The sequence below is a fragment of the Glycomyces sp. NPDC049804 genome (genome assembly GCF_040674615.1).
In the GTDB taxonomy this organism is placed as follows: domain Bacteria; phylum Actinomycetota; class Actinomycetes; order Mycobacteriales; family Micromonosporaceae; genus Glycomyces; species Glycomyces niveus.
Genome location: NZ_JBFAMQ010000005.1, coordinates 72,782 through 97,141, shown reverse-complemented (window position 1 = coordinate 97,141; position 24,360 = coordinate 72,782). Strand labels below are relative to the sequence as shown.

General features: G+C 72.1%; 22 protein-coding genes and 1 riboswitch. Of the genes, 5 read left to right on the top strand and 17 right to left on the bottom strand.

The window, feature by feature from the left end; all coding sequences use genetic code 11:
• Positions 1 to 51: 51 nt before the first annotated feature.
• From AB0K52_RS09470 to AB0K52_RS09460, 3 genes are all read left to right on the top strand, one after another.
• Positions 52 to 1,446 carry an IucA/IucC family protein gene (locus AB0K52_RS09470; RefSeq protein WP_363528633.1) on the top strand — a complete coding sequence of 465 codons (1,395 nt, stop codon included), beginning with the start codon at positions 52 to 54 and terminating at the stop codon, positions 1,444 to 1,446.
• Positions 1,443 to 4,088 (top strand): IucA/IucC family protein, encoded by a 2,646-nt coding sequence (locus AB0K52_RS09465; RefSeq protein WP_363528630.1) that lies wholly within the window; start codon positions 1,443 to 1,445, stop codon positions 4,086 to 4,088. The genes AB0K52_RS09470 and AB0K52_RS09465 overlap by 4 nt, the downstream gene beginning before the upstream one ends.
• A 114-nt stretch (positions 4,089 to 4,202) precedes the next feature.
• Positions 4,203 to 5,405 carry a hypothetical protein gene (locus AB0K52_RS09460; RefSeq protein ID WP_363528627.1) on the top strand — a complete coding sequence of 401 codons (1,203 nt, stop codon included), beginning with the start codon at positions 4,203 to 4,205 and terminating at the stop codon, positions 5,403 to 5,405.
• 6 nt (positions 5,406 to 5,411) lie between these two features.
• Here AB0K52_RS09460 and AB0K52_RS09455 read toward each other — a convergent pair whose 3' ends face one another.
• A complete protein-coding gene (locus AB0K52_RS09455; protein ID WP_363528624.1) occupies positions 5,412 to 5,885 on the bottom strand; it encodes a MarR family winged helix-turn-helix transcriptional regulator in 474 nt (157 codons plus the stop codon).
• A gap of 58 nt (positions 5,886 to 5,943) precedes the next feature.
• Between AB0K52_RS09455 and AB0K52_RS09450 the strand changes: the two genes are divergently transcribed.
• Positions 5,944 to 6,321: a cupin domain-containing protein gene (locus AB0K52_RS09450; RefSeq protein WP_363528621.1), complete on the top strand. Its 378-nt coding sequence runs from the start codon at positions 5,944 to 5,946 to the stop codon at positions 6,319 to 6,321.
• Here AB0K52_RS09450 and uppS read toward each other — a convergent pair.
• From uppS to AB0K52_RS09430, 4 genes are all read right to left on the bottom strand, one after another.
• Positions 6,318 to 7,082, bottom strand: coding sequence for a polyprenyl diphosphate synthase (gene uppS, locus AB0K52_RS09445; RefSeq protein ID WP_363528618.1), 765 nt, complete (start codon positions 7,080 to 7,082; stop codon positions 6,318 to 6,320). The two genes, AB0K52_RS09450 and uppS, sit on opposite strands and share 4 nt — an antisense overlap.
• Positions 7,083 to 7,358: 276 nt before the next feature.
• Positions 7,359 to 8,105 (bottom strand): succinate dehydrogenase/fumarate reductase iron-sulfur subunit, encoded by a 747-nt coding sequence (locus tag AB0K52_RS09440; protein WP_208495034.1) that lies wholly within the window; start codon positions 8,103 to 8,105, stop codon positions 7,359 to 7,361.
• Entirely contained in the window at positions 8,102 to 10,039 is a 1,938-nt protein-coding gene (locus AB0K52_RS09435; RefSeq protein WP_363528615.1) for a fumarate reductase/succinate dehydrogenase flavoprotein subunit, read from the bottom strand. Before AB0K52_RS09435 ends, AB0K52_RS09440 begins: the two co-directional genes overlap by 4 nt.
• A gap of 1 nt (position 10,040) precedes the next feature.
• Positions 10,041 to 10,778, bottom strand: coding sequence for a succinate dehydrogenase cytochrome b subunit (locus AB0K52_RS09430; protein ID WP_363528612.1), 738 nt, complete (start codon positions 10,776 to 10,778; stop codon positions 10,041 to 10,043).
• Positions 10,779 to 10,855: 77 nt separating this feature from the next.
• Here AB0K52_RS09430 and AB0K52_RS09425 point away from each other — a divergent pair, with 77 nt between their 5' ends.
• Positions 10,856 to 11,782: a LysR substrate-binding domain-containing protein gene (locus AB0K52_RS09425; RefSeq protein WP_363528610.1), complete on the top strand. Its 927-nt coding sequence runs from the start codon at positions 10,856 to 10,858 to the stop codon at positions 11,780 to 11,782.
• A gap of 1 nt (position 11,783) precedes the next feature.
• Here the strand turns inward: AB0K52_RS09425 and AB0K52_RS09420 are convergent, their stop codons facing one another.
• The 12 genes from AB0K52_RS09420 to AB0K52_RS09365 all read right to left on the bottom strand — a co-directional run bounded on the left by AB0K52_RS09420 (position 11,784) and on the right by AB0K52_RS09365 (position 24,349).
• Positions 11,784 to 12,152 (bottom strand): ankyrin repeat domain-containing protein, encoded by a 369-nt coding sequence (locus tag AB0K52_RS09420; RefSeq protein ID WP_363528607.1) that lies wholly within the window; start codon positions 12,150 to 12,152, stop codon positions 11,784 to 11,786.
• 268 nt (positions 12,153 to 12,420) lie between these two features.
• Positions 12,421 to 13,761 carry a chorismate-binding protein gene (locus AB0K52_RS09415; protein WP_363528604.1) on the bottom strand — a complete coding sequence of 447 codons (1,341 nt, stop codon included), beginning with the start codon at positions 13,759 to 13,761 and terminating at the stop codon, positions 12,421 to 12,423.
• Positions 13,762 to 13,825: 64 nt separating this feature from the next.
• Entirely contained in the window at positions 13,826 to 15,496 is a 1,671-nt protein-coding gene (locus AB0K52_RS09410; protein ID WP_363528601.1) for a VWA domain-containing protein, read from the bottom strand.
• 89 nt (positions 15,497 to 15,585) lie between these two features.
• Positions 15,586 to 18,477 carry an aminomethyl-transferring glycine dehydrogenase gene (gene gcvP / locus AB0K52_RS09405; RefSeq protein ID WP_363528598.1) on the bottom strand — a complete coding sequence of 964 codons (2,892 nt, stop codon included), beginning with the start codon at positions 18,475 to 18,477 and terminating at the stop codon, positions 15,586 to 15,588.
• 79 nt (positions 18,478 to 18,556) lie between these two features.
• Positions 18,557 to 18,657, bottom strand: a riboswitch (glycine riboswitch).
• A gap of 21 nt (positions 18,658 to 18,678) precedes the next feature.
• The gene (locus AB0K52_RS09400) at positions 18,679 to 19,236 is read right to left on the bottom strand and encodes a MerR family transcriptional regulator (RefSeq protein ID WP_363528595.1); all 558 of its coding nucleotides are present in this window, start codon (positions 19,234 to 19,236) and stop codon (positions 18,679 to 18,681) included.
• Between the two features lie 98 nt (positions 19,237 to 19,334).
• Entirely contained in the window at positions 19,335 to 19,805 is a 471-nt protein-coding gene (locus tag AB0K52_RS09395) for a bifunctional nuclease family protein (protein WP_310286585.1), read from the bottom strand.
• Positions 19,806 to 19,933: 128 nt separating this feature from the next.
• Positions 19,934 to 20,371, bottom strand: a complete 438-nt coding sequence (locus AB0K52_RS09390) for an FHA domain-containing protein (protein ID WP_208495044.1) — start codon at positions 20,369 to 20,371, stop codon at positions 19,934 to 19,936.
• Positions 20,372 to 20,405: 34 nt separating this feature from the next.
• Positions 20,406 to 20,783 (bottom strand): glycine cleavage system protein GcvH, encoded by a 378-nt coding sequence (gcvH, locus tag AB0K52_RS09385; RefSeq protein WP_363528592.1) that lies wholly within the window; start codon positions 20,781 to 20,783, stop codon positions 20,406 to 20,408.
• Between the two features lie 118 nt (positions 20,784 to 20,901).
• A complete protein-coding gene (locus AB0K52_RS09380; RefSeq protein WP_363528589.1) occupies positions 20,902 to 21,510 on the bottom strand; it encodes a CDP-alcohol phosphatidyltransferase family protein in 609 nt (202 codons plus the stop codon).
• Positions 21,511 to 21,865: 355 nt separating this feature from the next.
• Positions 21,866 to 22,465, bottom strand: coding sequence for a DUF624 domain-containing protein (locus AB0K52_RS09375; protein ID WP_363528586.1), 600 nt, complete (start codon positions 22,463 to 22,465; stop codon positions 21,866 to 21,868).
• Between the two features lie 10 nt (positions 22,466 to 22,475).
• Positions 22,476 to 23,363: a carbohydrate ABC transporter permease gene (locus tag AB0K52_RS09370; RefSeq protein WP_363528583.1), complete on the bottom strand. Its 888-nt coding sequence runs from the start codon at positions 23,361 to 23,363 to the stop codon at positions 22,476 to 22,478.
• Positions 23,360 to 24,349 carry a sugar ABC transporter permease gene (locus AB0K52_RS09365; protein WP_363528580.1) on the bottom strand — a complete coding sequence of 330 codons (990 nt, stop codon included), beginning with the start codon at positions 24,347 to 24,349 and terminating at the stop codon, positions 23,360 to 23,362. Before AB0K52_RS09365 ends, AB0K52_RS09370 begins: the two co-directional genes overlap by 4 nt.
• Between the last annotated feature and the right edge of the window lie 11 nt (positions 24,350 to 24,360).

Below are 24,360 nucleotides of genomic sequence, written 5' to 3'. Positions count from 1 at the left end.
TGAGCAATCGCACCCTCCACACCGGCGCGTGACGCCAGTACAGTGCAGGCTGTGAACGCCACCGCCACCGGCCTGAGCGGCGCCGCCGGGACCTTCGCCCGCCGCGCCGACGCGATCGTCGCCGACCGCCTCCGGGCGGCCGCCGCACGCGAACCGCTCCCCGGCCGCGCCGAAGGCGCCACCGCCGCCGACATCGCCGCCGCCCTCAGCGCCGGGTCCCCGCACGCGGCCCGCTTCACCGCCGAGGTCACCGCCGCCGTGCGCGGCACCGCCCTCGCACTCGAAGCGGCCCGGCCGCACCCCGCCGACCTGTGGGCCGCCGCCGAGGCCTTCCACCCCGACCCGTCGGTGTGGTTCGAGCAGGCCGTCCTGCTCGGCCACCCCGTGCACCCGCTCGCGCGGTCCCGAGGCGAGCTGACCGACGACGAGATCCGCGCCTACGCGCCCGAGCACGCCGCACGCTTCGACCTGGGGCTCTATGAAGTCAAGGGGGTCGACGAGCCGGCGCTGCGACTCTCGACGCGCGAGCCGTCCGAGCAGCTGCCGGTCCACCCGTGGCAGGCCGCGCGCCACGGCCTCACCGGACCGGCCCGGGTGCTCGCCGACGCGGCGCCGCTCATGAGCCTGCGCACCGTCTCCACGGGCGACCTGCACATCAAAACCGCCGTCGATCTGCAGCTGACCTCGGCGGTCCGGCACGTCTCGCCCGCCTCGGTCCGCAACGGGCCGATCCTCTCGCGCCGGCTCGCCGAACCGGCCGCCACCCAAGGCATCACACTGCTCACGGAACATGCCGCGATCGCCCGCGGCGCCGACGGTGCGCCGCTGTCGCACCTGGCCGCGGTCGTCCGCCCCGCCCCGCACCGGGCGGGGCACCCGCGCGCCGTGCCGCTCGCCGCGCTCGCCGAGACCTGCCCCGCCGACGGCCGGCCGATCGCCATCGCCTTCACCGGCGACGATCCTGCGGCGTGGTGGGAGGCGTTCGCGACGGTCGCGCTCGCGCCGCTGCGCCTGTTCGCCGCGACCGGCGTCGCCCTGGAGGCGCACGGGCAGAACACCCTCGCCTCGTTCACCGCCGACCGGCCGACCGCCCTGGTGTACCGCGACTTCGGCGGCGTCCGCGTCCCGCCCGACGACTGGCCCGACATCATCGGCGACCTGCCCGAACCCGACCCCGAAGCGCGCCTGGCGAAACTCCTCGCCGCACTCTTCCCCACCACGCTGACCGCCGTCGTGGACGCGTTCGCCGCCTGGTCGGACACCGACCCCGGCCAATGGTGGTCCACTGTGGCCGACGCGGTCCGGGGCCTGGGCCTCGAGCCGTGGATCGCCCGGGCCGTGCTGCGCGAACCCTGGCCGATCAAGGCCACCACCGCGATGCGCCTGGCCGACGACCCCGTCGCCGACCTCTGGGTCCGCGTCGAGAACCCGCTGGCGGCGGCGTGAACCTCGCCTCGCAGATCACGGCCGCCGCCTGGCGCGAGAACCTCGCCGGCGCCCGCGACCGGGCCCTGCCCGAGGGCGCCCGCCGGCACGCGTTCAACCAGATCGACGTCGACGGGCCCGACGAGGACCCGGTGAAGACCCTCGAAACCGTCCTCGGCAGCGCCGTCCCCGACCACCTCGCCGCCGAACTCCACTCCGCGCACGAAGGCCTCGCCCACGCAAGATCGCGCGCCGAACGACGCGGCCGGCACCTCGCGGCCCTGGCCGACCGCGCCGGACACGCGACCCTCGCCGCACTCGTCGCCGCCGGCGGCCGGGACGCGCACACCACCGCGCGCCTGCTCGAGACCCTCGCGACCGAAGGGCACCAACTGCACCCGTGCGCCCGCACCCGCCTCGGCTGGGACCGGCACGACCGGGAGCGGTACGACCTCGAGGCCACCCGGCCGATCCGGATCCGGCTCATCGCCGACCGCGCCGGCGTCCTCGAACACTCCGGCCAGGACTTCCGCGACCACCCCATGCTCCAGGGCCTCGACCTGCCCGACCCCGTCCTCCCCGTCCACCCCTGGCAGCTCGAGCACCGCATCCTCCCCGGCCACCGCGACCTGTTCGACACCGGACGCCTCCGCGTCCTCGACGCGACCGTCCCCGCCTGGCCCACCGCCGCGATCCGCACCCTCGCCGGCCACACCGCCCCCGGCTTCCTCAAACTCGCCCTCGGCATCCACATCACCTCCACGCGCCGCGACATCTCCCCCGCCACCGCCCTGCTCGGCCCGCGCCTCTCCGCACTCCTCAACGCCCTCCACCGCATCGGCGACAACGGCACCGAGCACCAGCACCGCATCATCACCGACGTCGCAGGCGCATGGCTGCCCGGCTCGCGCGACCTCACCGCGCTCGCCCGCTCCCCGCTCACCGCGACCGAACCGGACGGCCTCGTCTACGTCCCCGCCACCGCGCTCACCGCGACCTCCCCGGTCACCGGCGTGAGCCTCGCCGCCGAATACGCGCGCTGGTCGGGCGACCCCGACCAGTGGATCCGCACCTACGCAAGACGGTTCGCCCACCCGGTCCTGGCCAAGGCCGAAGCCGGCATCGGCCTCGAAGCGCACCTGCAGAACAGCATCATCGCCATGCGCGGCCCCGACCCGGTCTTCCCCGTCTCCCGCGACCTCGGCGGCGCCCGCATCCACCTGCCGACCCTCCCGTGGGACCTCGAACTGCCGCAAGGCAGCCCGGTCAACGCCGCGAGCATGGACCAAGTGCGCTCCAAGGTCGCCTACACGCTCTTCCAGAACCACTTCGCGGCCCTCGTCGCCGTGCTCGAACGCGACCTCGGACTCGACGGCGCCGCGTTCTGGGACGACCTCGCCGACGAGCTCAACGGCCGCCTCTCCCGCGCCGAACGCGAGGCCTACCTCGCGCCCCGCCAGCCCACCAAAGCCCTGCTGACCATGCGCCTGCACCCCGGCGAGGAGATCGAGACCCCCGTGGACAACCCCCTCGCCCGCGCCCACGACCACCCCACGCTCGACCGCCACGTCAAAGCCCTCGCCGCACCCGCCAGCGCCTGGATCTACGACCCCGCCGGGGTCGGCGCGCACCTGGAAGACCTGCGGGAGCGGTTGGGGCACACGGTGATGTACGCGATGAAGGCCTGCGCCAACCCCGCGGTGCTGGCCGCGGCCGCAGCGGCGGCGGACGGGATCGAGTGCGCGTCGGGCGGTGAGCTCGCCGCGGCCCGGGCCGCGGGGGCGCGGCGGCTGGCGTTCTCGGGCCCGGCGAAGACGCCGGCGGATCTGGCCGCGGCGGCGGCGTGCGACGTGCCGGTGTGGATGCACGCCGAGAGCGTGCGCGAACTCGACGCGCTCGCGGCGGCGGCGTTCGCGGGCCCGGTGGCGCTGCGCGTCAACCGGGGCCGGGCGCTGCCGGGGACGCATCAGATGGCGGGCGCGGTGACGCCGTTCGGGATCGACGAGTCCGATGCGGCGGCCGCGGTCGACCGGGCGCTCGGCCTGGGGCTGGACCTGGTCGGCTTCCATCTGCACGCGGTGTCGAACTGCCTTGAGGCCGAGGCGTACGCGCATCATGTGCGCGACTCGGTCGAGTGGTCGCAGGGCGCGGCGCGGGGCCGGTTCGATCTGCGGTACGTGAACGTGGGCGGCGGGCTGGGGTCGGATCCGCGCGGGGCGCGCATCGACGTGCCCGCGCTCGCCGAAGGCCTGCGGGGCCTGGGGACCGGCGGGGCGGAGCTGGTGTTCGAGCCGGGCCGGTACGCGGCGGCGCCGGCCGGCTGGTACGTCGCCGAGGTCGTGGACCTCAAGACGGTGCGGGGTCAGGCGTTCGCGCTCGTGCGGGGCGGGACGCACCATTTCCGGCTGCCGGCGGCGTGGGGGTACTCACATCCGTTCCGGATCGTGCCGGGGGCGCGGTCGGGTCCGGTGTGGTCGGACGTGGAGGTGCGGGTGTGCGGTGAGTTGTGCACGCCCCGGGACGTGCTCAACGGCGGCCAGTTCGTGCCGTCCATCGCCGTCGGGGACCGCCTCGTGTTCGCCGATGCCGGGGCGTACGGGTGGGAGATCTCGCACGACCGGTTCCTGGGCCACCCCGGGCCCCAGCAGGTCGTCATCGGCTGATCGGCGGATCCGCCCCCGGGTGGAGGGCGTCTAGGATGAAGGGCCCGACGCAGCCCGCCGCCGGCACCGTGCGAACCGGCGGCGCGCGCCTCGATCCCTCATTGAGGAGCCCGCATGCCCAATCGGCGCCACGCCCGACGGACGCACCGCGATGCCGCGAAGCTGGCGGCCGCGGGCAACCATCAAGGCGCCCTTGCCGTCTACGCGCACGCCGAAGGCGAGTTCCGCGGCTGCCTGGCCGTGCACCCCGAGGACCGCGGCACCCGCAGCGACTTCGCCGACCTCCTCGGCGACCTCGCCGCCTCCCACACCGCCGTCGGCGAGGTCGCCGAAGCGTATGCGGCGCAACGGGAGCGGGTGACGATCACCGCCGGACTCCAAGCGGGACCGGTCGAGCGGGCCGCCGCGCGCCTCGACCTGGCCGAGGCCGCCGTCGCCGCCGGGCGGCTGCTGACCGCCGCGATCGAGGCCGACGCGGCGTTGAGCCTGTTCGACGATGTGGACGCGGCCGAACCGGGCAGCCCGGGCTTCGCGACGCTGGGCGACGCGATCGCGCGGGCCGCGCGCGTGTACGCCCGCGCCGCCGACCCCGATCTCGCGGTCGGGGCCGCCGACCAGGCCGCGCGCATGCTCATCGCCGCCCGCCACGCCGACCCCGGCGGATTCGGCGCCGACGGCATCGGGCTCGACGGCACCGCCGACCTGCTGCGCGACAGCCTGCGCCTGGCCGCGGCACTGCACGCGGCCGCCGGGAGGGCCTCGCACGCCAAAGGCGCGGCCGACCTCCTCGCCCGCCACTTCCCCGGCACCGCGCCCCCCACGGCGCCGATCCCGTTGACGCTCCGGGCGGCCCTGGAGACGGCGATGCGCATGGGCGCGTTCCTCGATCCGCGCCTGATCGACCGGCTCTGCCCCGACCCGGCCGGGCGGGACGCGCCGGCGACGATCAGCGCCCGCTGCGACCCGGGCCTGGCCGCCGTCGCCCTCCACTCGGCCGAACCGGCGATCGACGCGCTCGCGCCGACGCACCCGAACCTCGCCTGGCGCATCGCGACCGAGGTGCACTACCTGCTCACCGCCGCCGACCGCCTCGGCGAGCGGAACCTCCACCTGAACTTCCGCGACCACGGCCCGGCCTGGCTCGCGATGCTCATGGCGCTCACCGCCACCGGCAAGCAGGGCCCGATCCTCACCGACCTGGCGACCGCGCTGGCGGAGTTGTGCGAGCGGCTGCGCACGCGCCATGCCGCGGCCGACCACGAGCCGCTGGTGGTCGCGGCGACCCGGTTCATCGCCGTGCACGGGGACCGCCGCTGAGCGGTGTCAGCGGTCGGTGCCGAACCAGCCGGGGACGTCGAGGCGGAAGTGGTCGCCGGGGGCGAGGGTGCGCAGGTCGGCGTGGAGGGCGGCGAGGCGTTCGGGGCCGATGGCCTCGGCCCAGCGGGCTTGGACGGCGTCGAAGCTGCGGGCGGAGACGGCGAGGACGTCGAGGCCTTTGGGGGTGAGGCGCACGAGTTTGCGGCGGGCGTCGTCCGGGTCGGCGGCGCGTTCGACGTAGCCCTGCTTCTCGAGGTTGGCGATGGTCTTGCCGGCGGCTTGCTTGGTGACGCCGAGGCGGGTGCCGAGTTCGACGGCGGTGGTGCCGCGGGCGCCGATGGCCTGGAAGACGAAGCCGTGGAGGGGTTTGACGCCGGTGTGGCCGTGGCGGGCGAGGTCGGCGTGGGCGGCGTCGATGATGGCGCGGAAGGCGGCGAAGAGCTGCAGCGGGAGTTCGTAGCCGGGGGTCGGTTCAGCCATGATCGACAACCTGGTTTACTATATGGGTAACCACGTTGTCCATCTTAGGAGACTCCTCTTGCGTATCGTCCGCAGCACCGAATCCCGCCGCTCCGAGACCCCCGCGGCGGTCATGACCACCTTCGCCTCCCCCGGCCTGGGCGGCGCGGCCGCGCCGGTCTGGAAGGTCGAGGCCGCGGCCGGCACCGCCGGTCCCGTGCACCACATCGACGCCGAGCAGGTCTGGACCGTCCTGGCCGGCACCGTCGCGGTGACCGTCGAGGGCGAGGCGGCCGAACTGGCCGCGGGCGACACCGTCGTCATCGCCGCCGACGCCGCCCGCCGGTTCACGCCCGGACCGCAGGGGTTCACGGCGATCTGCACCGGCCCGGCCGGGATGCGCGCGTACATGCCCGGCAAGGAGGACGCGAAGATGATTCCGCCGTGGACGGCTTAGGAGGCGCGGCGGCGCGCGTAGTCGCGCAGCGCCCGCAGGAAGTCGACGTGCCGGAATCCGGGCCAGTAGACGTCGCAGAAGTAGAGTTCGGCGCCCGCCGACTGCCACAGCAGGAAGCTCGAGAGGCGCCGCTCGCCGCTGGTGCGGATGATGAGGTCGGCCTCGGGCAGGTCGGGGGTGTACCGGTGGGCGCCGATGTCGGCGGCGGTCAGGCGCGCGGCAAGGTCCGAGACGGTGGTGCCTTGGGCCGCTTCGGTCTCCAGGAGGGCCCTGACGGCGTCGACGATCTCGGACTGGCCGTCGTAGCCGATGGCGATCGTCAGGTGGCCGCCGGCGCGTTCGCGGGTGGCCTCGCAGGCGGTCTTGAGGGCGTGCGAGGTCGAGTCGGGCAGGTGGTCGAGGTGCCCGGCGATGTGCAGCCGCCACCGGTTGCCCGCGTCCATGAGGCGTTCTGCCACGATGGACTCGATCATCGCCATCAGGTGGGCGACCTCGCCGCTGCCGCGTTTGACGAGGTTGTCGTTGGAGGCGACGTAGACGGTGACGTGGGCGATGCCGATCGCGGCGCACCACTCGAGGAGGTCGTCGAGGTGCTGGGCGCCGTAGCGGTGGCCGATGCCGGGGTCGTCGAACCCCTGCTGGCGGGCCCAGCGCCGGTTGCCGTCCATCGCGACGGCCACGTGCCGCGGCAGCGGCCCGCCGCTGAGCTTGCGGCGCAACCGCTTCGCATACCAGTCGTAGAGGATTCCGGTTCCGCGCATGCGGCCCACCTTAGCGGAGGGAGCGGTGCGGGGCGGCCTGATCGGGCCGCGCCCCGGTACCGGCTGACGCCGCGTCTATCGCAAGGTTTCCGAAGAGAGAGACGCGGGTCACGGCCTGGCGGCGCGACCTCGGCGCGTCCGGGTCGTTGTTTACATGGGGCGGCATTACCCACTCACGTGGGGCGGATATCCCCTGGGGTCTCCCCGCTCACGCGGGGCAGGTGAAAGCGAGAAGCCCCCCGGCCAGCGCCGGGGGGCTTCTTCATGCGCTTCGGGCTAGGCGGCGCGGATGGCGGCCTTGCGGAAGTCGCGGTTGAGCTTGCCGATGACGTCGAGCCCGATCTCTTTGGGGCAGGCGGCGGCGCATTCGCCGGTGTTGGTGCACCCGCCGAAGCCGGCCTCGTCGTGGGCGGCGACCATGCCGAGGACGCGCGTGTGGCGTTCGGGCTGGCCCTGGGGCATGAGGCCGAGGTGGGTGACCTTGGCGCCCATGAAGAGCATGCCCGAGCCGTTGGGGCAGGCGGCGACGCAGGCGCCGCAGCCGATGCACGCGGCGGCGCTGAAGGCGGCGTCGGCGTCCTGCTTGGGGATCGGGACGGCGTGGGCGTCCGGTGCGGTGCCGGTGGGCGCGGAGATGTACCCGCCGGCCTGGATGATGCGGTCGAAGGCGCTGCGGTCGACGACGAGGTCCTTGATGACCGGGAACGCGCCGGCCCGCCAGGGCTCGATGTCGATCGAGTCGCCGTCTTTGAACTTGCGCATGTGCAGCTGGCAGGTCGTGGTGGCGGCCTGCGGGCCGTGGGGCTGGCCGTCGATCACGAGGGAGCAGGCGCCGCAGATGCCTTCGCGGCAGTCGTGGTCGAACGCGACGGGGTCTTCGCCCTCGCTGATGAGGCGTTCGTTGAGCACGTCGAGCATCTCCAGGAAGGAGGCGTCCTCGGAGACCTCGTCGATCTCGTAGGAGACCATCTTGCCCTGGGCTTGGGCGTCGCTCTGGCGCCAGATTCGCAGAGACAGCTTCACTTGTAGCTCCGTTGGGTGGGCTTGACGTATTCGAATTCGAGGGCTTCCTTGTGGAGGACGGGCCCGTCCTCCCCGAACTCCCAGGCCGCGACGTAGGAGAACTGCTCGTCGTCGCGCTTGGCCTCGCCGTCCTCGGTCTGGGACTCGGCGCGGAAGTGGCCGCCGCACGATTCGGTGCGGTGGAGGGCGTCGATGCACATGAGCTCGCCGAGCTCGAGGAAGTCGGCGACGCGGCCGGCCTTCTCGAGTTCCTGGTTGAGCTGCTCGTTCTTCCCGGTGACCTTGACGCGGCGGTAGAACTCGTCCTTGAGGCCGCGGATGAGGCCGATGGCCTTGCGCAGGCCCTCGTCGGTGCGTTCCATGCCGCAGTACTCCCACATGATCTTGCCGAGTTCGCGGTGGAAGGAGTCGACGGTGCGGTCGCCGTCGTTGCCGAGGAAGAACGCGATGCGGTCGTCGACCTCCTTGCGGGCGGCGACGACGGCCTCGTGGGTCTCGTCGACGGCTTCGAAGGGGCCGTCGGCGAGGTAGTCGGAGATGGTGTTGGGCAGGACGAAGTAGCCGTCCGAGAGGCCCTGCATGAGCGCGGAGGCGCCCAGGCGGTTGGCGCCGTGGTCGGAGAAGTTGGCCTCGCCGGTCACGAACAGGCCGGGGATGTTCGAGGACAGGTCGTAGTCGACCCACAGGCCGCCCATGGTGTAGTGCACGGCCGGGTAGATGCGCATGGGCCGCTCGTACGGGTTCTCGCCGGTGATGCGCTCGTACATGTCGAACAGGTTGCCGTACTTGGCTTCGACGGCCTTGCGGCCGAGGCGTTCGATGGCGGCGGCGAAGTCGAGGTAGACGCCCAGGCCGCCGGGGCCGACGCCGTGGCCTTCGTCGCAGACGACCTTGGCGGCGCGTGAGGCGATGTCGCGGGGCACGAGGTTGCCGAAGGCCGGGTAGCGGCGTTCGAGGTAGTAGTCGCGCTCGTCCTCGGGGATGTCGGCGGGGTGGCGGTCGTCGCCCTTCTGCTTGGGGACCCAGACGCGGCCGTCGTTGCGCAGGCTCTCGGACATGAGCGTGAGCTTGGACTGGTGCTCGCCGGACTGCGGGATGCAGGTGGGGTGGATCTGCGTGTAGCAGGGGTTGGCGAAGTAGGCGCCCTTGCGGTGCGCGCGCCATCCGGCGGTGACGTTGCAGCCCATGGCGTTGGTCGACAGGAAGTAGACGTTGCCGTAGCCGCCGGTGGCGAGGACGACGGCGTCGGCCAGTTCGGTGGAGATCGCGCCCGTCACGAGGTCGCGCACGACGATGCCGCGGGCCTTGCCGTCGACGATGATGAGTTCGAGCATCTCGTGGCGGGTGTGCAGGTCCACGGTGCCGGCGGCGACCTGGCGCTGCAGGGCCTGGTAGGCGCCGAGGAGCAGCTGCTGGCCGGTCTGGCCGCGGGCGTAGAAGGTGCGCGAGACCTGCGCGCCGCCGAAGGAGCGGTTGTCGAGCAGGCCGCCGTATTCGCGGGCGAAGGGGACGCCTTGGGCGACGCACTGGTCGATGATCTCGGTGGAGATCTCGGCGAGGCGGTGCACGTTCGACTCGCGGGAGCGGAAGTCGCCGCCCTTGACGGTGTCGTAGAACAGGCGGTGGACGCTGTCGCCGTCGTTGCGGTAGTTCTTGGCGGCGTTGATGCCGCCCTGCGCGGCGATGGAGTGGGCGCGCCGGGACGAGTCCTGGAAGCAGTAGTTGGCGACGCGGTAGCCGAGTTCGCCGAGGGTCGCGGCGGCGGAGGCGCCGGCGAGGCCGGTGCCGACGACGATGACGCGGAGCTTGCGGCGGTTGGCGGGGTTGACGAGGCGGCCGGAGAAGCGGCGCTTCTCCCAGCGCTCGCTGATGGGCCCGGCGGGGGCCTTGGCGTCCGCGACGGCCGCGCCGTCGCGGTAGTAGTCAGTGCTCATATCACTTCACCAGTCCGAACGTGACCGACAGGGGCACGATGGCGAACCCCAGGACGACGATGAGGGCGACGGCGAGGCCGATCGCCTGCGTGCGCTTGCGCCACTTCGAGTTCGGGCCGGCGATGGTCTGCACGGCCGACCAGATGCCGTGGCGCAGGTGGAAGAACAGGGCGAGCAGGGCCAGCAGGTAGAACACGGTGACCGGCCAGCGCTCGGGGCTGAAGGTGGCGACGACGGCGCCGTAGGCGTCGGGGACGTCCTTGACGGGGTTGACCGTGCGGAAGGTCAGGTCGAGGAGGTGCCAGATGATGAACAGGAAGACGACGGCCGCGCCCCAGCGCATGGTGGCGGCGGCGTGGCGCGATTCGCCCTTGGCGGGCTTCTTGGAGGCGTAGCGCACGGGGCGGGCGGCCAGGGCGCGGCGGGTGAGGACGACGGCGGTCCAGATGTGGACGGCGGCGGCGGCGATCAGGCCGATGCGCAGGACCCACAGGAGGCTCTCGTGGGGCAGCAGGGGCTCCCCGAAGGTGCGCAGGCCGTGGGCGTATTCGTTCATCGATTCGCGGCCCTCGAACACGTGCAGGTTGCCGGCCATGTGGGCGACGAGGAAGAGCACGAGGAGGATGCCGGAGACCGCCATGGCGATCTTGAGGCCGATGTTGGAACGCCACGGTCCCTGGGGCGCTCGGGCGCGTGTGCCCGGCCTCGCGGCGGGGCGGTTCTGCAAATCCGTAGACACGTCCAGAGGCTAGACGCGATGCGGGTCACGGGTCCAATTCATGGCGTGGCGCTGTTCGATGCCGTTAGGTTATGCAGATGCGTCCGCAGCAACTCCAGGCCTTCCTCGCTGTCGCACAAACCCGGCATTTCACCCATGCGGCCGAAGAACTCGGTGTGACACAACCGTCATTGAGCAAGCAGATCCAAGCGCTCGAGGCGGAGCTCGGCGCGCCCTTGTTCACGAGGGCGCGGGGGCGGATCGAGTTGACCGACGCGGGGCAGACCCTGCTGCCGCACGCGCGGCGGATCACGGCGGCGGTGACGGCGGCCCGCTCGGACATCGACGACGTGCTCGCGGTGCGGGCGGGGCATCTGCGGCTGGGGGCGACGCCGTCGCTGTGCTCGTGGCTGATCGCGCCGCTGCTGACGCGCTACCTGGAGGCGCATCCGGGGGTGACGGTGACGTTGACCGAGGACGGTTCGGGTCCGTTGACCGACCACCTGACGGCCGGGGACCTCGACCTGGCGTTCACGGTGGGCGACATGGCCGAGGACGCCGGGCTCAGCGTGCAGCCCCTGCTGTCCGAAGCGCTCGTGGTGGCCTCGGCGGCGCACCTGCCGCCGCTGACGCGGCAGGGCTACATCGGGCTGCAGCAGTTGCGAGAGCAGGCGTTCGTGCTGCCCGCGCACGGCTATGACCTCAGAGACTTGACGGTCGCGACGTGCGAGGCGGCGGGGTTCACCCCGCGCATGGGCGTCGACGGGGGCGCGACGGACGCGGTGGCCTCGCTCGTGGAGGCGGGCTTGGGGATCGCGCTGCTGCCGGCGATGATCGCGGCTGGCCGCCCGGGCCTGCGGGCGACGCCGCTGGCGCCGCCGGGGGCGAGCCGGACGATCGCGCTCGCCGCGCGCCGCGAGGCGCCGTTGACGAAGGCGGCGGGGGCGTTCGCGGCGACCTTGGAGGCGCATTTGACGGACCTGCACGCCTGGGGGCGGCTGCCGGAGGGCATGCAGGCCCTCTGACCTACTTGAAGGCGTCCCGGTCGAACATGGCGGCGATCTGGCGCGCCGAGGGCGTCCCCGCGTCGGGGTCGGCGCCGGCGTCGAGGAGGACGGCGACGACGTCCTTGTAGTCCTTGAAGACCGCTCCGGCCAGCGGGGACTGGTCGCGGTCGTTGCGTCGCTCCACATCGGCCCCGGCCTTGATGAGGGCGCGGACGGTCTCGGCGTGCCCGTGGTAGGCGGCCAGCATCAGCAGGGAGTCGCCCGAGCCGTTCACCAGGTCGACCGGGAGGCCGGTCTCGACGAAGCGGGCCAGTCGCTCGGCCTCGCCGGCGCGGGCCAGGTCGAAGGCGGCTTCGGCTATGTCGTTGAAATCCTCGTCATCGCTCACGTCCACCAGCTTGACACACCCGGTCAGGTGACGTACCGGTTCGTGCGCGCCCTCCGCAATGGACCGCTCCCAATGGAGTTCACCCTCGCAGGTGTCGGATCGGGTATTGACACGGCTGCACGCGCGTGGGAAAGATTGAAGCGGGCCCGCGCGGGCGATTCGCTGACACGAGTCCGCCGCGGCTCCTTTGAACGGTGGGACACAAGCGGTGAGGACTCGGGCATGAGCGAGCCGAAAATCCTAGGGCAGTTCCAATTGGAACATCGCACTATCCAAGTGAGCGGCGACGACGGCAATGCCGGGACCGTGTGGCTGCGTCGCGTCCATCCCGACCCGCCGATGGCGCTCGGCTGCGTGGTCGAACTCGACTCCTCGACGCCGCGCCTGCGCCTCTACCGCGCCGAGTGGCCCGACGCGCTGCGCGAGCAGGCGAAAGAGCAGACCCTCGCGATCTGGCGCTCCGCCCGGTCGTTAACGCCCCGAGCGACGCGGCCACGCCGGCGGCCTTCGCCTCGGCTTCGGCCACTTCGGCCCGCGGGTCGGACCGCCACGTGATGCCCCCGCCCGACCAGACGTGGACGTGCTCGGCGTCGAGGGCGACCGTGCGGATCGTGACGCCCAGGCGCACCTCGTCCCCGCACAGGAACCCGAAGGCGCCCATGGCCGGGCCGCGGCCCACCGGCTCGAGGCCGCCCACGAGGTCCAGGACGGCGAGTTTCGGCGCGCCCGTGACCGACCCGGGCGGGCACATCGCCCGCAGCAGGTCGGCGAACCCGGTCCCCGGCGCCAGGTCGGCCGTCACGGTCGACTCGGCCTGCCACAGCCCGGCCCACCGGCCGATGTGGAACAGATCCTTGACCGAGACCGTGCCGGGCACGGCCACCTGCGCGAGGTCGTTGCGTTCGAGGTCGACGATCATGACGTGCTCGGCACGCTCCTTCACCGAGGCCAGCAGCGCCACCCGGCCCTCCGGCGTGGCCGGCGCCGTGCCCTTGATCGGATACGTCGCCGCCGCGGCGGCATCGGCGGACAGGAAGCACTCGGGGGAACCGGACGCGACCAGCCAGCCCTCGCCGGAGAGCACCCCGCCCCACGACGCACCGGCCACAGTGGACACCGCATGCGCGATCGCCCCCGGATCGCCCGACCACGCCGCCCGCCGGTGCCCGACCACGTTCGCCACATAGACGTCCCCGCGCCCGATCGCCTCCTGCACCAAAGCGACCGCCTTCGCATGGTCGGACGACGACCACGACGCCGCCCACGGCCCCACACGGAACGCCCCCAGCGACGCCGCCCCGCGCACCGGCCCGTGCGCATACGCCACCAGCACCAGGTCAGGGACCGCCGGCACCGGACTCGGCGCACCGGTCGCACCGCCGACCATCACCGCGCCCGCCGCCGCCGACAACAGCACCGCCACACCGCAGACCGACCCGTCCTCCCCCGAATGCGCCCCCGCGTACCGGGCCCGGAACGCCGCGGCCAGCGCCGCCGGATCGCCGCCGTCGCCCAGCCGCCACTCGAACCGGTCGACCTCCACCAGGCGGTCCCGGCACGCCGCGGGCACCCCCGGCGGCGCGGGCGGGACGGCACGGAAGTCGCTCATGATCCAAGTATCGCCGCGCCCGACCCCACTCCCCGAACCGTGTGAGCCACCTCACCAGGCCCGCTCAGCCGCCGATCGCAGCGAGCACGCCCCCGTCGTCAGGCGCCTGAATGAACGCCCCGCCCGTCGCGGTCGCCAGCGTCGTCAACTGCTGCGGATCGGTGTCGCCGAACCCGACCGTGTACACCACCGTCGGCCCCTCCAACTGCCCCGCCGTCTCCTCGGCGGTCCCCGCACTCACGTCGTCCTTACTGCTGTTCGTCAGCACCACGATCACGCTCACCGCCCCGTCGGCCGCCTCGCCGTTCATGAACGCGCTGGCCGCGAGCAGCGTGTCGTACAGCGGCGCGCCGCCGTCATAGGAGTTCCCGGAGACGTCGTACAGGTCGGTCTCGACCGTCTCACGGCCCTCGTCGGACAGCTCGGTCAACCCCGTGACCTGCCGGTACGGCTCGCCGTCGCCCGCCCCGACCCCGTACTCCCACACCCCGACCCGATAGGTCGAGGCCATCTCCTCCACGGTCGCGATCGCGGTCTGCACCGCCGCGTCCCCGGCGTTCAGGTCCTCGCCGCCGTACGTCACCGTCTCGTTCTCGCTCGACGCCGACCGGTCCACCAGGAACAGCACGTGCAGGTCCTCCCGGCCCACCTGCCAGGTCCGCACCGCCTGACCGACGGCCTCCGGGGACGTCGCCGCCAGCGCCGCCGCGGGATCGTCCACCGCCTGCAGGTCGGCGTCGTCGAACTCGCCCGAAGCGACCGCGTCCTCCAAATAGGCGCCGAACGCCTCCGCGATGCTCGCGTCGGACTCGGAGACCCAGCCGCCCTCGACCACACTCAGTACCTGGTAGATCGCGACCGCGCTCACGCTCGACCCCGCCGGCGTGATCGGCACCAGCGGATCGGCCGGCGCGTTCTCGGCGTTGAACTCCTCCACCTGGTAGTCCAGCGCCGTGACCACCCGGGTCGGGTCCGGAGCCTCGGCGTAAGCCGCCAGCGGCTCGCGCGCACCGTCGACGAGCGCCCCACTGCCGGTCGCGCCCTTCCAGGCGGCCATCGCCTCCTCGGAGAACCCGCCCGAACCGTCCCCGGAAGCGTTGAGCATCGCCACGAACCCCTCGGTCGAGGTCCGCGGGTTCGCCGCCGCCAGGCTGATCGACCCGCCCTCGACCGCGTCGAGCACGTCCGCCCACGCCGGCGGCTCACCCCCGACCCAGCCCAGCTCGGCCGCCTTCGACTCCGGCACCGCCAGCACCGACGTGGCCTGCCCGAGCACGATCGGCTCGGCGGCCACGATCCCGGCCGTCGTCTCGTTCGACGCCAGCCACGCCGACCACGCCTGCGAATCCGGCGCCCACGCGATCGGCCGCGGCCCCAGCGACTTCTCGTCCCAGACCCCGCTCATCCCCCGCGACGCCGCATCGGGCGCGACCTCCCGCACCGACGCGCCGATGCACTGCCCCGTCGAGGCCTCCGGCTGCGTCGCCTCCCACGCCTGCACCGCGTCCTCCAGCGTCCCGGCCACACTCGGCGCGGCCGCGATCGTCACCCGGTACACCTCACCCGAGCAACCCGCCCGCATCAACGCCACGAAACCCCAGGTCAAACCGGCCGCGACGAGCACGCACACGAGAGTGATCACGATCCAGGGGGCCACCACCATGCGGTTGCCGCCCTTCTTGCGCCGCCGCCCGAGCCGGTGCGACCTCACCTTGTGCGTGGTACCGAAAACCATCAGCTTCACTCCTGGGGGAATCGTCGGCGCCCAGTGTAAAGCCACTGCCGCAAGCCCCGCCCACTGTGGTGAGCGGGGCTACGGTTCGGCTACTCCCCGAACGCCTCGATCGGCGGACACGTGCACGCCAGGTTCCGGTCCCCCCACGCATTGTCGATCCGCCCCACCGGCGGCCAGTACTTCGCGCCTCCAGGCGACGCTTGCGAGCCATGAGCCGGCGCAGTCACCCCCGCGGGCCAGGCCGCCTCCGTGCGCGAATACGCCCGGTCCCATCCGTCGGCGGTCACCACCGCGGCGGTGTGCGGGGCCGCCCGCAGCGCCGAATCCTCCACCGCGACCGCACCCGACGCCACCGCCTCGATCTCGGCCCGGATCGCGATCATCGCCTCGCAGAACCGGTCCAGCTCCGCCAGGTCCTCCGACTCCGTCGGCTCCACCATCAACGTCCCCGCCACCGGGAACGACATCGTCGGCGCATGGAACCCGTAGTCGATCAACCGCTTCGCCACGTCCTCCACCGTCACCCCCGACACCTTCGAAAGCTCCCGCAGATCCAGGATGCACTCATGCGCGACGAGGCCGTGCGCCCCCGCGTACAGCACCGGGAAGTGATCGCGCAACCGCGCCGCCACATAGTTCGCCGCCAGCACCGCCGACGCCGTCGCCGCCGTCACCCCGTCACCGCCCATCATCCGCAGATACATCCACGGAATCTGCAGGATCCCCGCCGAACCCCACCGCGCCTGCGACACCGGCCCCACCGGACCCGCCGCCGCCGCCATCGGATCCGACGGCAGGAACGGCACCAGGTGCTCGGCCACCGCCACCGGCCCCACACCCGGCCCGCCGCCGCCGTGCGGAATGCAGAACGTCTTGTGCAGGTTCAAATGCGACACGTCCGCCCCGAACCGGCCCGGCTTCGCCCACCCCAGCAGCGCGTTCAAGTTCGCGCCGTCGACGTACACCTGCCCGCCCGCGTCGTGCACCCGCGCGCACACCTCGACGATCGTCTCCTCGTACACCCCGTGCGTCGAGGGGTACGTGACCATCAGCGCCGCCAACCGGTCCGCGTGCTGCGCGATCTTCGCGTCCAGGTCCGCCAGGTCGACGTTCCCGGCCTCGTCGCAGGCCACCACGACCACCCGCATGCCCGCCAGCACCGCCGAGGCGGCGTTGGTGCCGTGGGCGCTGGCGGGGATGAGGCACAGGTCGCGGTCGGTCTCGCCGCGGTCGTGCTGCCAGGCGCGGATGGCGAGGAGCCCGGCGAGTTCGCCTTGGGAGCCGGCGTTGGGCTGGACGGAGACGGCCGCGTACCCGCACACGTCGGCGAGCCAGCCTTCGAGCTGCTCGACGAGGGTCTGCCAGCCGCGGGTCTGGTCGGCGGGGGCGAGGGGGTGGACGTCGGCGAACTCGGGCCAGGAGATGGGCTCCATCTCGGCGGCGGCGTTGAGCTTCATGGTGCACGATCCGAGCGGGATCATGCCGCGGTCGAGGCCGTAGTCCTTGTCGGCCAGGCGCTTGAGGTAGCGCATCATGGCCGTCTCGGAGTGGTGGGCGGTGAACACCGGGTGGGTCAGGTACGCCGACTCGCGGCGGAGCGCGGCCGGGACCCCGTTCGAGGCGGCCGGGGCGGCGAGGTCGATGCCGAACGCCGCGCACACCGCCTCCAGGTCGGCCGCGGTGGTGGTCTCGTCGCAGGCGATCGTGAGGGTGTCGGCGTCGACGCGGTGGAGGTTCACGCCGCGCTCGGCGGCCGCGGCGAGCACGGCGTCGGCGCGGCCGGGGGCCACTGCCGTGACGGTGTCGAAGAACGCGGGCCCCGCGAGCGCGATGCCGGCCCGCGTGAAGGAGGCGGCGAGGCGCGCGGCCTGGCCGGCGGCGTGCTCGGCGATGCCGCGCAGGCCTTCGGGGCCGTGCCACACCGCGTACGAGGCGGCGATGACGGCCGGGAGCACCTGTGCGGTGCAGATGTTGCTGGTGGCCTTCTCGCGGCGGATGTGCTGCTCGCGGGCCTGCAGGGCGAGGCGCAGCGCGGGGGCGTCGGCCGAGTCGCGGGAGACGCCCACGAGGCGGCCGGGCAGCTGGCGCTGCAGGCGGTCGCGCACGGCCATGTACCCGGCGTGCGGCCCGCCGAAGCCCATGGGCATGCCGAACCGCTGGGTCGAGCCGACGGCGATGTCGGCGCCGAGTTCGCCCGGCGAGGTCAGCAGCGCCAGCGCGAGCAGGTCGGCGGCGACGGTGACGAGCGCGCCCGCCGCGTGCGCGGCCTCGATGGCGGGGGTCCAGTCGTGGACGGTGCCGTCGGCGCCGGGGTACTGGAGGAGGATGCCGAAGGCGCCGTCGGGGAGGGCGGCGGGGTCGGTGAGGTCGGCGACGGCGAGGGTGATGCCGACCGGTTCGGCGCGGGTCTGGAGGACGGCGAGGGTCTGCGGGAGGACACGCTGGTCGACGGCGAAGACGTCCCCGGGGCCCTGCTGTGCCGATTTACGGCTCGCCGGCTTCGCCGAGGGTGCGGCGCGGCGGGCGAGGAGCATGGCTTCGGCGGCGGCGGTGGCTTCGTCGAGGAGGCTGGCTCCGGCGACGTCGAGGCCGGTGAGGTCGGCGCACATGGTCTGGAAGTTGAGGAGGGCTTCGAGGCGGCCTTGGGAGATCTCGGCCTGGTAGGGGGTGTAGGCGGTGTACCAGGAGGGGTTCTCGAGGACGTTGCGGCGGATGACGGCGGGGGTGTGGGTGCCGTGGTAGCCGAGGCCGATCATGGAGCGGGCGGGGCGGTTCTGGGCGGCGAGGGCGGCGAGTTCGGCCTGGGCCTGGGTCTCGCTGACGGCGGCGGGGAGGGCGAGGCCGTCGCGTGAGCGGATGAGGGCGGGCATGCAGGCGTCCATGAGGGCGTCGAGGCTGGGTTGGCCGACGGTCTTGAGCATGGCGTCCTGGTCGGCGCTGCTGGTGCCGATGTGGCGGGTGGCGAACGTGCGGTCGGTCATGGTGGTGCTCCGGTGACAGGTCGACGGCTGTAGCGGTCCCCTCGTCTGTCACCTGCGCGTGTGCGGGCTCCAGAGCGGCCAATTCCGGGCGGTCCTGGTACCTGAGAGTTTGAAGCGAGGGACTTGCCCCTTCGGTGCCGTGGAGCGCATGTGGCCCACGATCTCTCCCGCCCGGTTTTCCGGCTCTGCGGCCATGGTAGGTCAGGAGGCGGTGCGTCGGCGACCGGGCACGGTCCCGGTGTGGTGCGCTTGGGTCTGCTCGGGCGGGTGGAGGCGGGTGGGGGCTTTGACGGGGGCTTCGCCGGGGAGGGTGGCGAGGCGGCCCATGACTTCGGTGACGGTGGTGCGCACGGCGATGCCGAAGACGCCTTGGCCGCCGCGGAGGAGGTCGATGACCTCGCCGGCGGAGCGGCATTCGTAGACGGTGGAGCCGTCGGACATGAGGGTGATCTCGGCGAGGTCCTTGACGCCGCGGGAGCGGAGGGCGTCGACGGCTTTGCGGATGTTCTGGAGGGAGACGCCGGCGTCGAGGAGGCGTTTGATGACTTTGAGGACGATGATGTCGCGGAAGGAGTAGAGGCGGTTGGAGCCCGAGCCCGAGGCGCGGCGGATGGAGGGTTCGACGAGGCCGGTGCGGGCCCAGTAGTCGAGTTGGCGGTAGGAGATGCCGACGACGCGGCAGGCGGCGGTGCCCCTCCAGCCGCGGATCTGGTTGGGGGGGACGACCGGGCGGCCTGCGGGTTCACTGTGGGCGTCCATGGCTTCCTCCCCTGTTGCCGGTGATGCAGCCGAGCGTAACCGGCGGACCCTCCACCATGGGCTGAACGAGAGAAAACTTCGGCAGGTCGCCGGGGTCGCTACTGGCTTTCGCCGAAGTCCTCGGGCGTGACCTCTTCGAGGAATTCGCGGAACTTCTCCACTTCGTCCTCTTGGGTGTCGGGGAGGACGACGCCGGCTTCGTCGAGGACGGCGTCGGCGCACCAGATGGGGGCTTCGGCGCGCAGGGCGAGGGCGATGGCGTCGGAGGAGCGGGAGGAGACGCGGGTGCGGCCGTCGAGGACGAGTTCGGCGAAGTAGACGGTGTCGCGCAGTTCGGTGATCTCGACGGCGGTGAGGGTGACGTCGAGGGCGTCGAGGACGTCGCGCATGAGGTCGTGGGTGAGGGGGCGGGAGAGCTGCACGTCCTGCTGCTGGTAGGCGATGGCGGCGGCTTCGACGGTGCCGATCCAGATGGGCAGGTACCGGTGGCCTTCGGCCTCTTTGAGCAGGACCACCGGCTGGTTGCTCGGGAGTTCCACGCGGACCCCGACTACGGTCATCATCCGCACCGGTACGCCTCCATCGGGTGCCGTGACTGGAACGGACCCGCGCCGGGGCGGCCCCGGGCGGGTCCTCGAGACTGTTCAGCCTACTCGTGGTCGGCGGCCGCGGGGCGGTCGCCGGGGGTTCGAGCGGGCTAGGCCGCGGCCAGTTTGGGGCCGCTGACGAACACGAGGCGGAATTTGCCGATCTGGACCTCGTCGCCGTTGCCGAGGCCCGCGGTCTCCACGCGTTCGCGGTTGACGTAGGTGCCGTTGAGGCTGCCGACGTCGCGGACGGTGAATCCGTTCGCGTCGCGGTGGAATTCGGCGTGGCGCCGCGAGACGGTCACGTCATCGAGGAAGATATCGGAATCGGGATGCCGCCCGGAGGTGGTGACCTCCTGATTGAGCAGGAAGCGCGCGCCCGCGTTCGGGCCGCGCCTGACCAGCAGCAAAGCGGTTCCCGCGGGAAGCGAGCTCGCCAAGTTCGCGGCGTTCGTCTCCGCGTCGACCTCGCCGCTCTCCTGGAGCGCCGACAGGTTCATCGTGGCCGTAACATCCGGCGGAGGGAACTCGTCATTCGAACGCGTCATGGATTGCCACCTTCTACAAGTCTGGACCCTCTGGTCACTCCGTAAGCTTCGCATACGCACCGGCGTCGAGCAAAGCAGTGAGCGAGCCGGCATCCTCGACTTCGATGTCGAACATCCAGCCCGCCGCATAGGGGTCGCTGTTCACCAATTCCGGGGATTCCGACAATTCGTCATTGCACGCAAGAATCTTACCGGTCAACGGAGCGTACACGTCGGAGACGCTCTTGGTCGACTCGACTTCGCCGACCACGTCACCGGCCCGCACCTCGGTGTTCGCCTCCGGAAGCTGCACGAAGACGACGTCGCCGAGCGCGTTCTGCGCGAAATCGGTGATGCCGATGCGCAGCACGTTGCCTTCGCGCACCTCGACCCACTCGTGCTCCGCGGTGTAACGCAGTTGCTCCGGAATCACCTGGCGCTCCCCTCTTGGAAACCCCGCCGGGCGGCGGGTCGGACGATCATGACCGTATCGCCCGGGCGCGGGCGGCCTGCGGCGGGGCCGCGGCTCGTGATCATCGGCGCTGCGGGCGTTATGCGGCGACGCGCGGCTGCGGGCGGCCGGCGCGCAGGAGGCCGGCGGCTTGGCGCAGGTAGACGATCGCGGCGAGCCAGTACAGGCCCAGGCCCCACCAGGCGAGGGCCCAGCCCAGCGGGGCGGCCCAGGCGTCGGCGTCGGCGACGAGGCCGGCGATGACGAGCACGGGGAAGGACATGAACACCATCGCGGTGGCGCATTTGCCGAGGAAGTGCACTTGGGGGGGCGCGAAGCCGTGCCAGCGCAGGACGATGACCATGGAGACCATGACCGCGTCGCGCAGGAGGACGACGATGGCGAACAGCCACGGCAGCAGGCCCAGGAAGGTGAGCATGAGCAGTGAGCTGAGGATGTAGAGCCGGTCGACGAAGGGGTCGAGGAGGCGCCCGAGTTTGGAGACCTGGCCCAGGCGGCGGGCGAGTTGGCCGTCGACCCAGTCGGTGCCGCCGCCTACGGCGAGGATGATCGCGGCCTGCCAGTAGAACTCGGTGGCCAGGAGGAGGTAGCACACCAGCGGGATGCCGAGGAGGCGCACGGCGGTGACGAGGTTGGGCCACGTCCAGACGCCCCAACCGGGGAGCGGCGCTGCTGCTGGTTTGCTCAAGGCGGTCCTCTCGGGGGCCCGCTGCCGCGTGTGCGGCGGCGCGCCCGGGGTCGTCTCCTCTCGCCCGCCAGGTGCGGCGGGCGGTTCGTCTGCTCGTTGGAAGCGCGGTGCGTCCGGTTCGGTGGGTGTATCTGGATTCTAACCGGAGCCTCCGACACCTGTACCCCGGAATTTGGGCGCTGATGCACGCGCGGCGCATCGCACCTGACGGGGTCGTTTCGAGCGGGACCTTGCGAAACACCGTCCCCTGAGGACTCGGCGGGGGCGGGGGCGGTGTCGAAAACGTGACAGGAAACAACCCCGGGCCGGTCCTCGCGGACCGGCACGGGGGCGGGCGAAAGGCGCGAAGGGGCGTTCAGGCGCCGGGGCGGGCCTCCTCGTCGCGCGCGGCGCGGCGGCGGCGGACGGCCACGGCGGCGCCGATGAGGCAGCCGCTCATGGGGACGACCAGGAGCCACAGCGCCCACGCGCACGCCGCGAGGACGGCGATGCCGCCCAAGAGGATGCCGGTGCCCGAAGCGTCGGCGCGGGTCTCCTCGACCGCGCCGGCGAACAGGGACCGCCACCGCACCCCGGGCGTCCAGGCGGCCGCGGCCCGCAGGAGCACGGTCGCGGCCAGACCGGCGACGATGACGGTGGCCAGGGCGAACCCGGGCCGGCCGGGGACGCCTTCCTGGGCGAGGACGGCCAGGTTCAGCGCCAAGAGCAGGCCCGCGCCGATGACGGCCAGGCCGGTCCGCCAGGAGCCGCGCCAGGCGGCCCGGAAGTCCGCCCAGTAGCCGCGCCAACCGGTCGGCTCGCCGTCGACGTACGCCGCGAGGTGCCGCGCGGCGGCGGCCAGCGCGGCCGGGAGCGTCACCACCGGCAGCGCCGCGAGGACGAGCCAGGCGCCCGTCAGCAGGCATTCGGCCAGGAGCGCGAACCCCTCGCCGAACGCCTGCCGTCGTCGTGCCACGCTCGCCACGCTAGCCCTTCACACCCGAGGTGGCGATCCCCTTGATGAGGAACTTCTGGAACACCAGGAAGAACAGCACCACCGGGACGAGCGAGAGCAGCGTCATGGCCATCATGCCGCCGTAGTTGGAGACCGCTTCGGTGTTGTTGTAGGACTGCAGCAGTCGCGGCAGCGGGAACTTCTCGATCTCGTGCAGGTAGATCAAGGGCCCCATGAAGTCGTTCCACGACCAGATGAACGTGAAGATCGACGAGGTCACGATCGCCGGACGCAGCAGCGGCAGCATGATCGAGAAGAAGATCCGGAAGTGCCCGGCGCCGTCGATGGTCGCGGCCTGGTCGAGCTCGCGGGGGATGCCGCGCAGGAACTGGACGTACATGAACACGAAGAACGCGTCCAGGCCCAGGAACTTCCCGATGACCAGGGGGAAGATCGTGTTGACGACGTCCATCTCGGAGAAGATCAGGTACTGCGGGATGAGCATGACCTGCCCGGGCAGGAGCAGGGTCGCGATCACGACGGCGAACATCGCCTTCCGGCCGGGGAACTCGAGCCGCCCCAGCGCGTAGGCGGTGATCGAGCAGGAGGCGACGATGCCGACCACCGAGAGCGCGGCGATGACGAACGAGTTCCAGAAGAACCGCCACAGCGGGATCCCCGCCATGCCGTCGAACGCCGACGCGAAGTGCTCCCACGTGATCGAGGTCGGGATCGGCGAGATGCTGGTGAGGATCTCGGCGTTCGGCTTGACCGCGGCGGTCAGGACCCAGAACGCGGGGTAGAGGACGACCACGAGGACGGCCAGGAGCGCGACGTGCCAGATCACGGATCTGACCCGGGCGGCCGGGGTGCGCCGCTTGCGCGCGATCACCCGCGGCACGGCGGTGGTGCCGGTCATCGGTTGTCCTCCCCCGCGTAGTAGACGAGGTTCTTGGCGGCGCGGAACATGACGAGCGTGACCGCGCCGACGGCGAGCACCAGGACCCACGCCCACGCGGACGCGTAGCCCATCCGCAGGTCCACGAAGGCCAGCGCGTAGATGCGCACGGTGTAGAACAGGGTCGACCAGGCCGGGCCGCCCGCGGTGCCGCCGATGATGAACGCCGGCCCGAACAGCTGGAAGGCGTGCACGGTCTCCATGAGCACGTTGAAGAAGATGACCGGGGAGAGCATCGGGATCGTGATGTGCACGAACCGGTGCCATTTCCCGGCGCCGTCCACTTCGGCGGCCTCGTGCAGCTCCGAAGGGACCTGGAGGAGCCCGGCCATAAAGATGACCATGGGCGCGCCGAAGGTCCACACCGACAGCAGGACGAGCATGAGGATCGACACGGACGGGTTGCCGATGAACCCCCCGCCCTCCCAGCCGAACCAGGACATGAACTGGTCCTGCGGGCCGCCGCCGGCGAACAGGGCCTTCCAGACGATGGCGATGCCGACGCTCATGGCGATCAGCGAGGGCATGTAGAACGCCGCCCGGTAAAAGCCGATGCCCCGCCGCGACTGGGTCAGAAGCATCGCGACGGCGAGCGAGGCGATGAGCTTGAGCGGCACGGCCAGCAGCACGTACAGCAAGGTCACCTTGACGGCCCGGCCGAACATCGGGTCGTCGAACATCGCCGCGTAGTTCTCCAGGCCGATGAACTCGCCGCCGAGCAGCAGATGGTAGTCGGTGAACGACAGGTACAGCGACCACAGCATCGGACCGACGGTGAAGACGAGCGACCCGATGATCCAGGGGGTCATGAAGGTGTAGCCGACGAGCCGCTCGCCGCGGCGGGAGGGCGGGGTGCGGCGCTTGGCCGCCCCCCGGCTCCCGCCCGCGGGCGGCGCTCCGGCCCCGGTGGCCGCGGGTGGCGCGGTCGTGGAGGGAGAAGCTGACACGGTGAGGATTC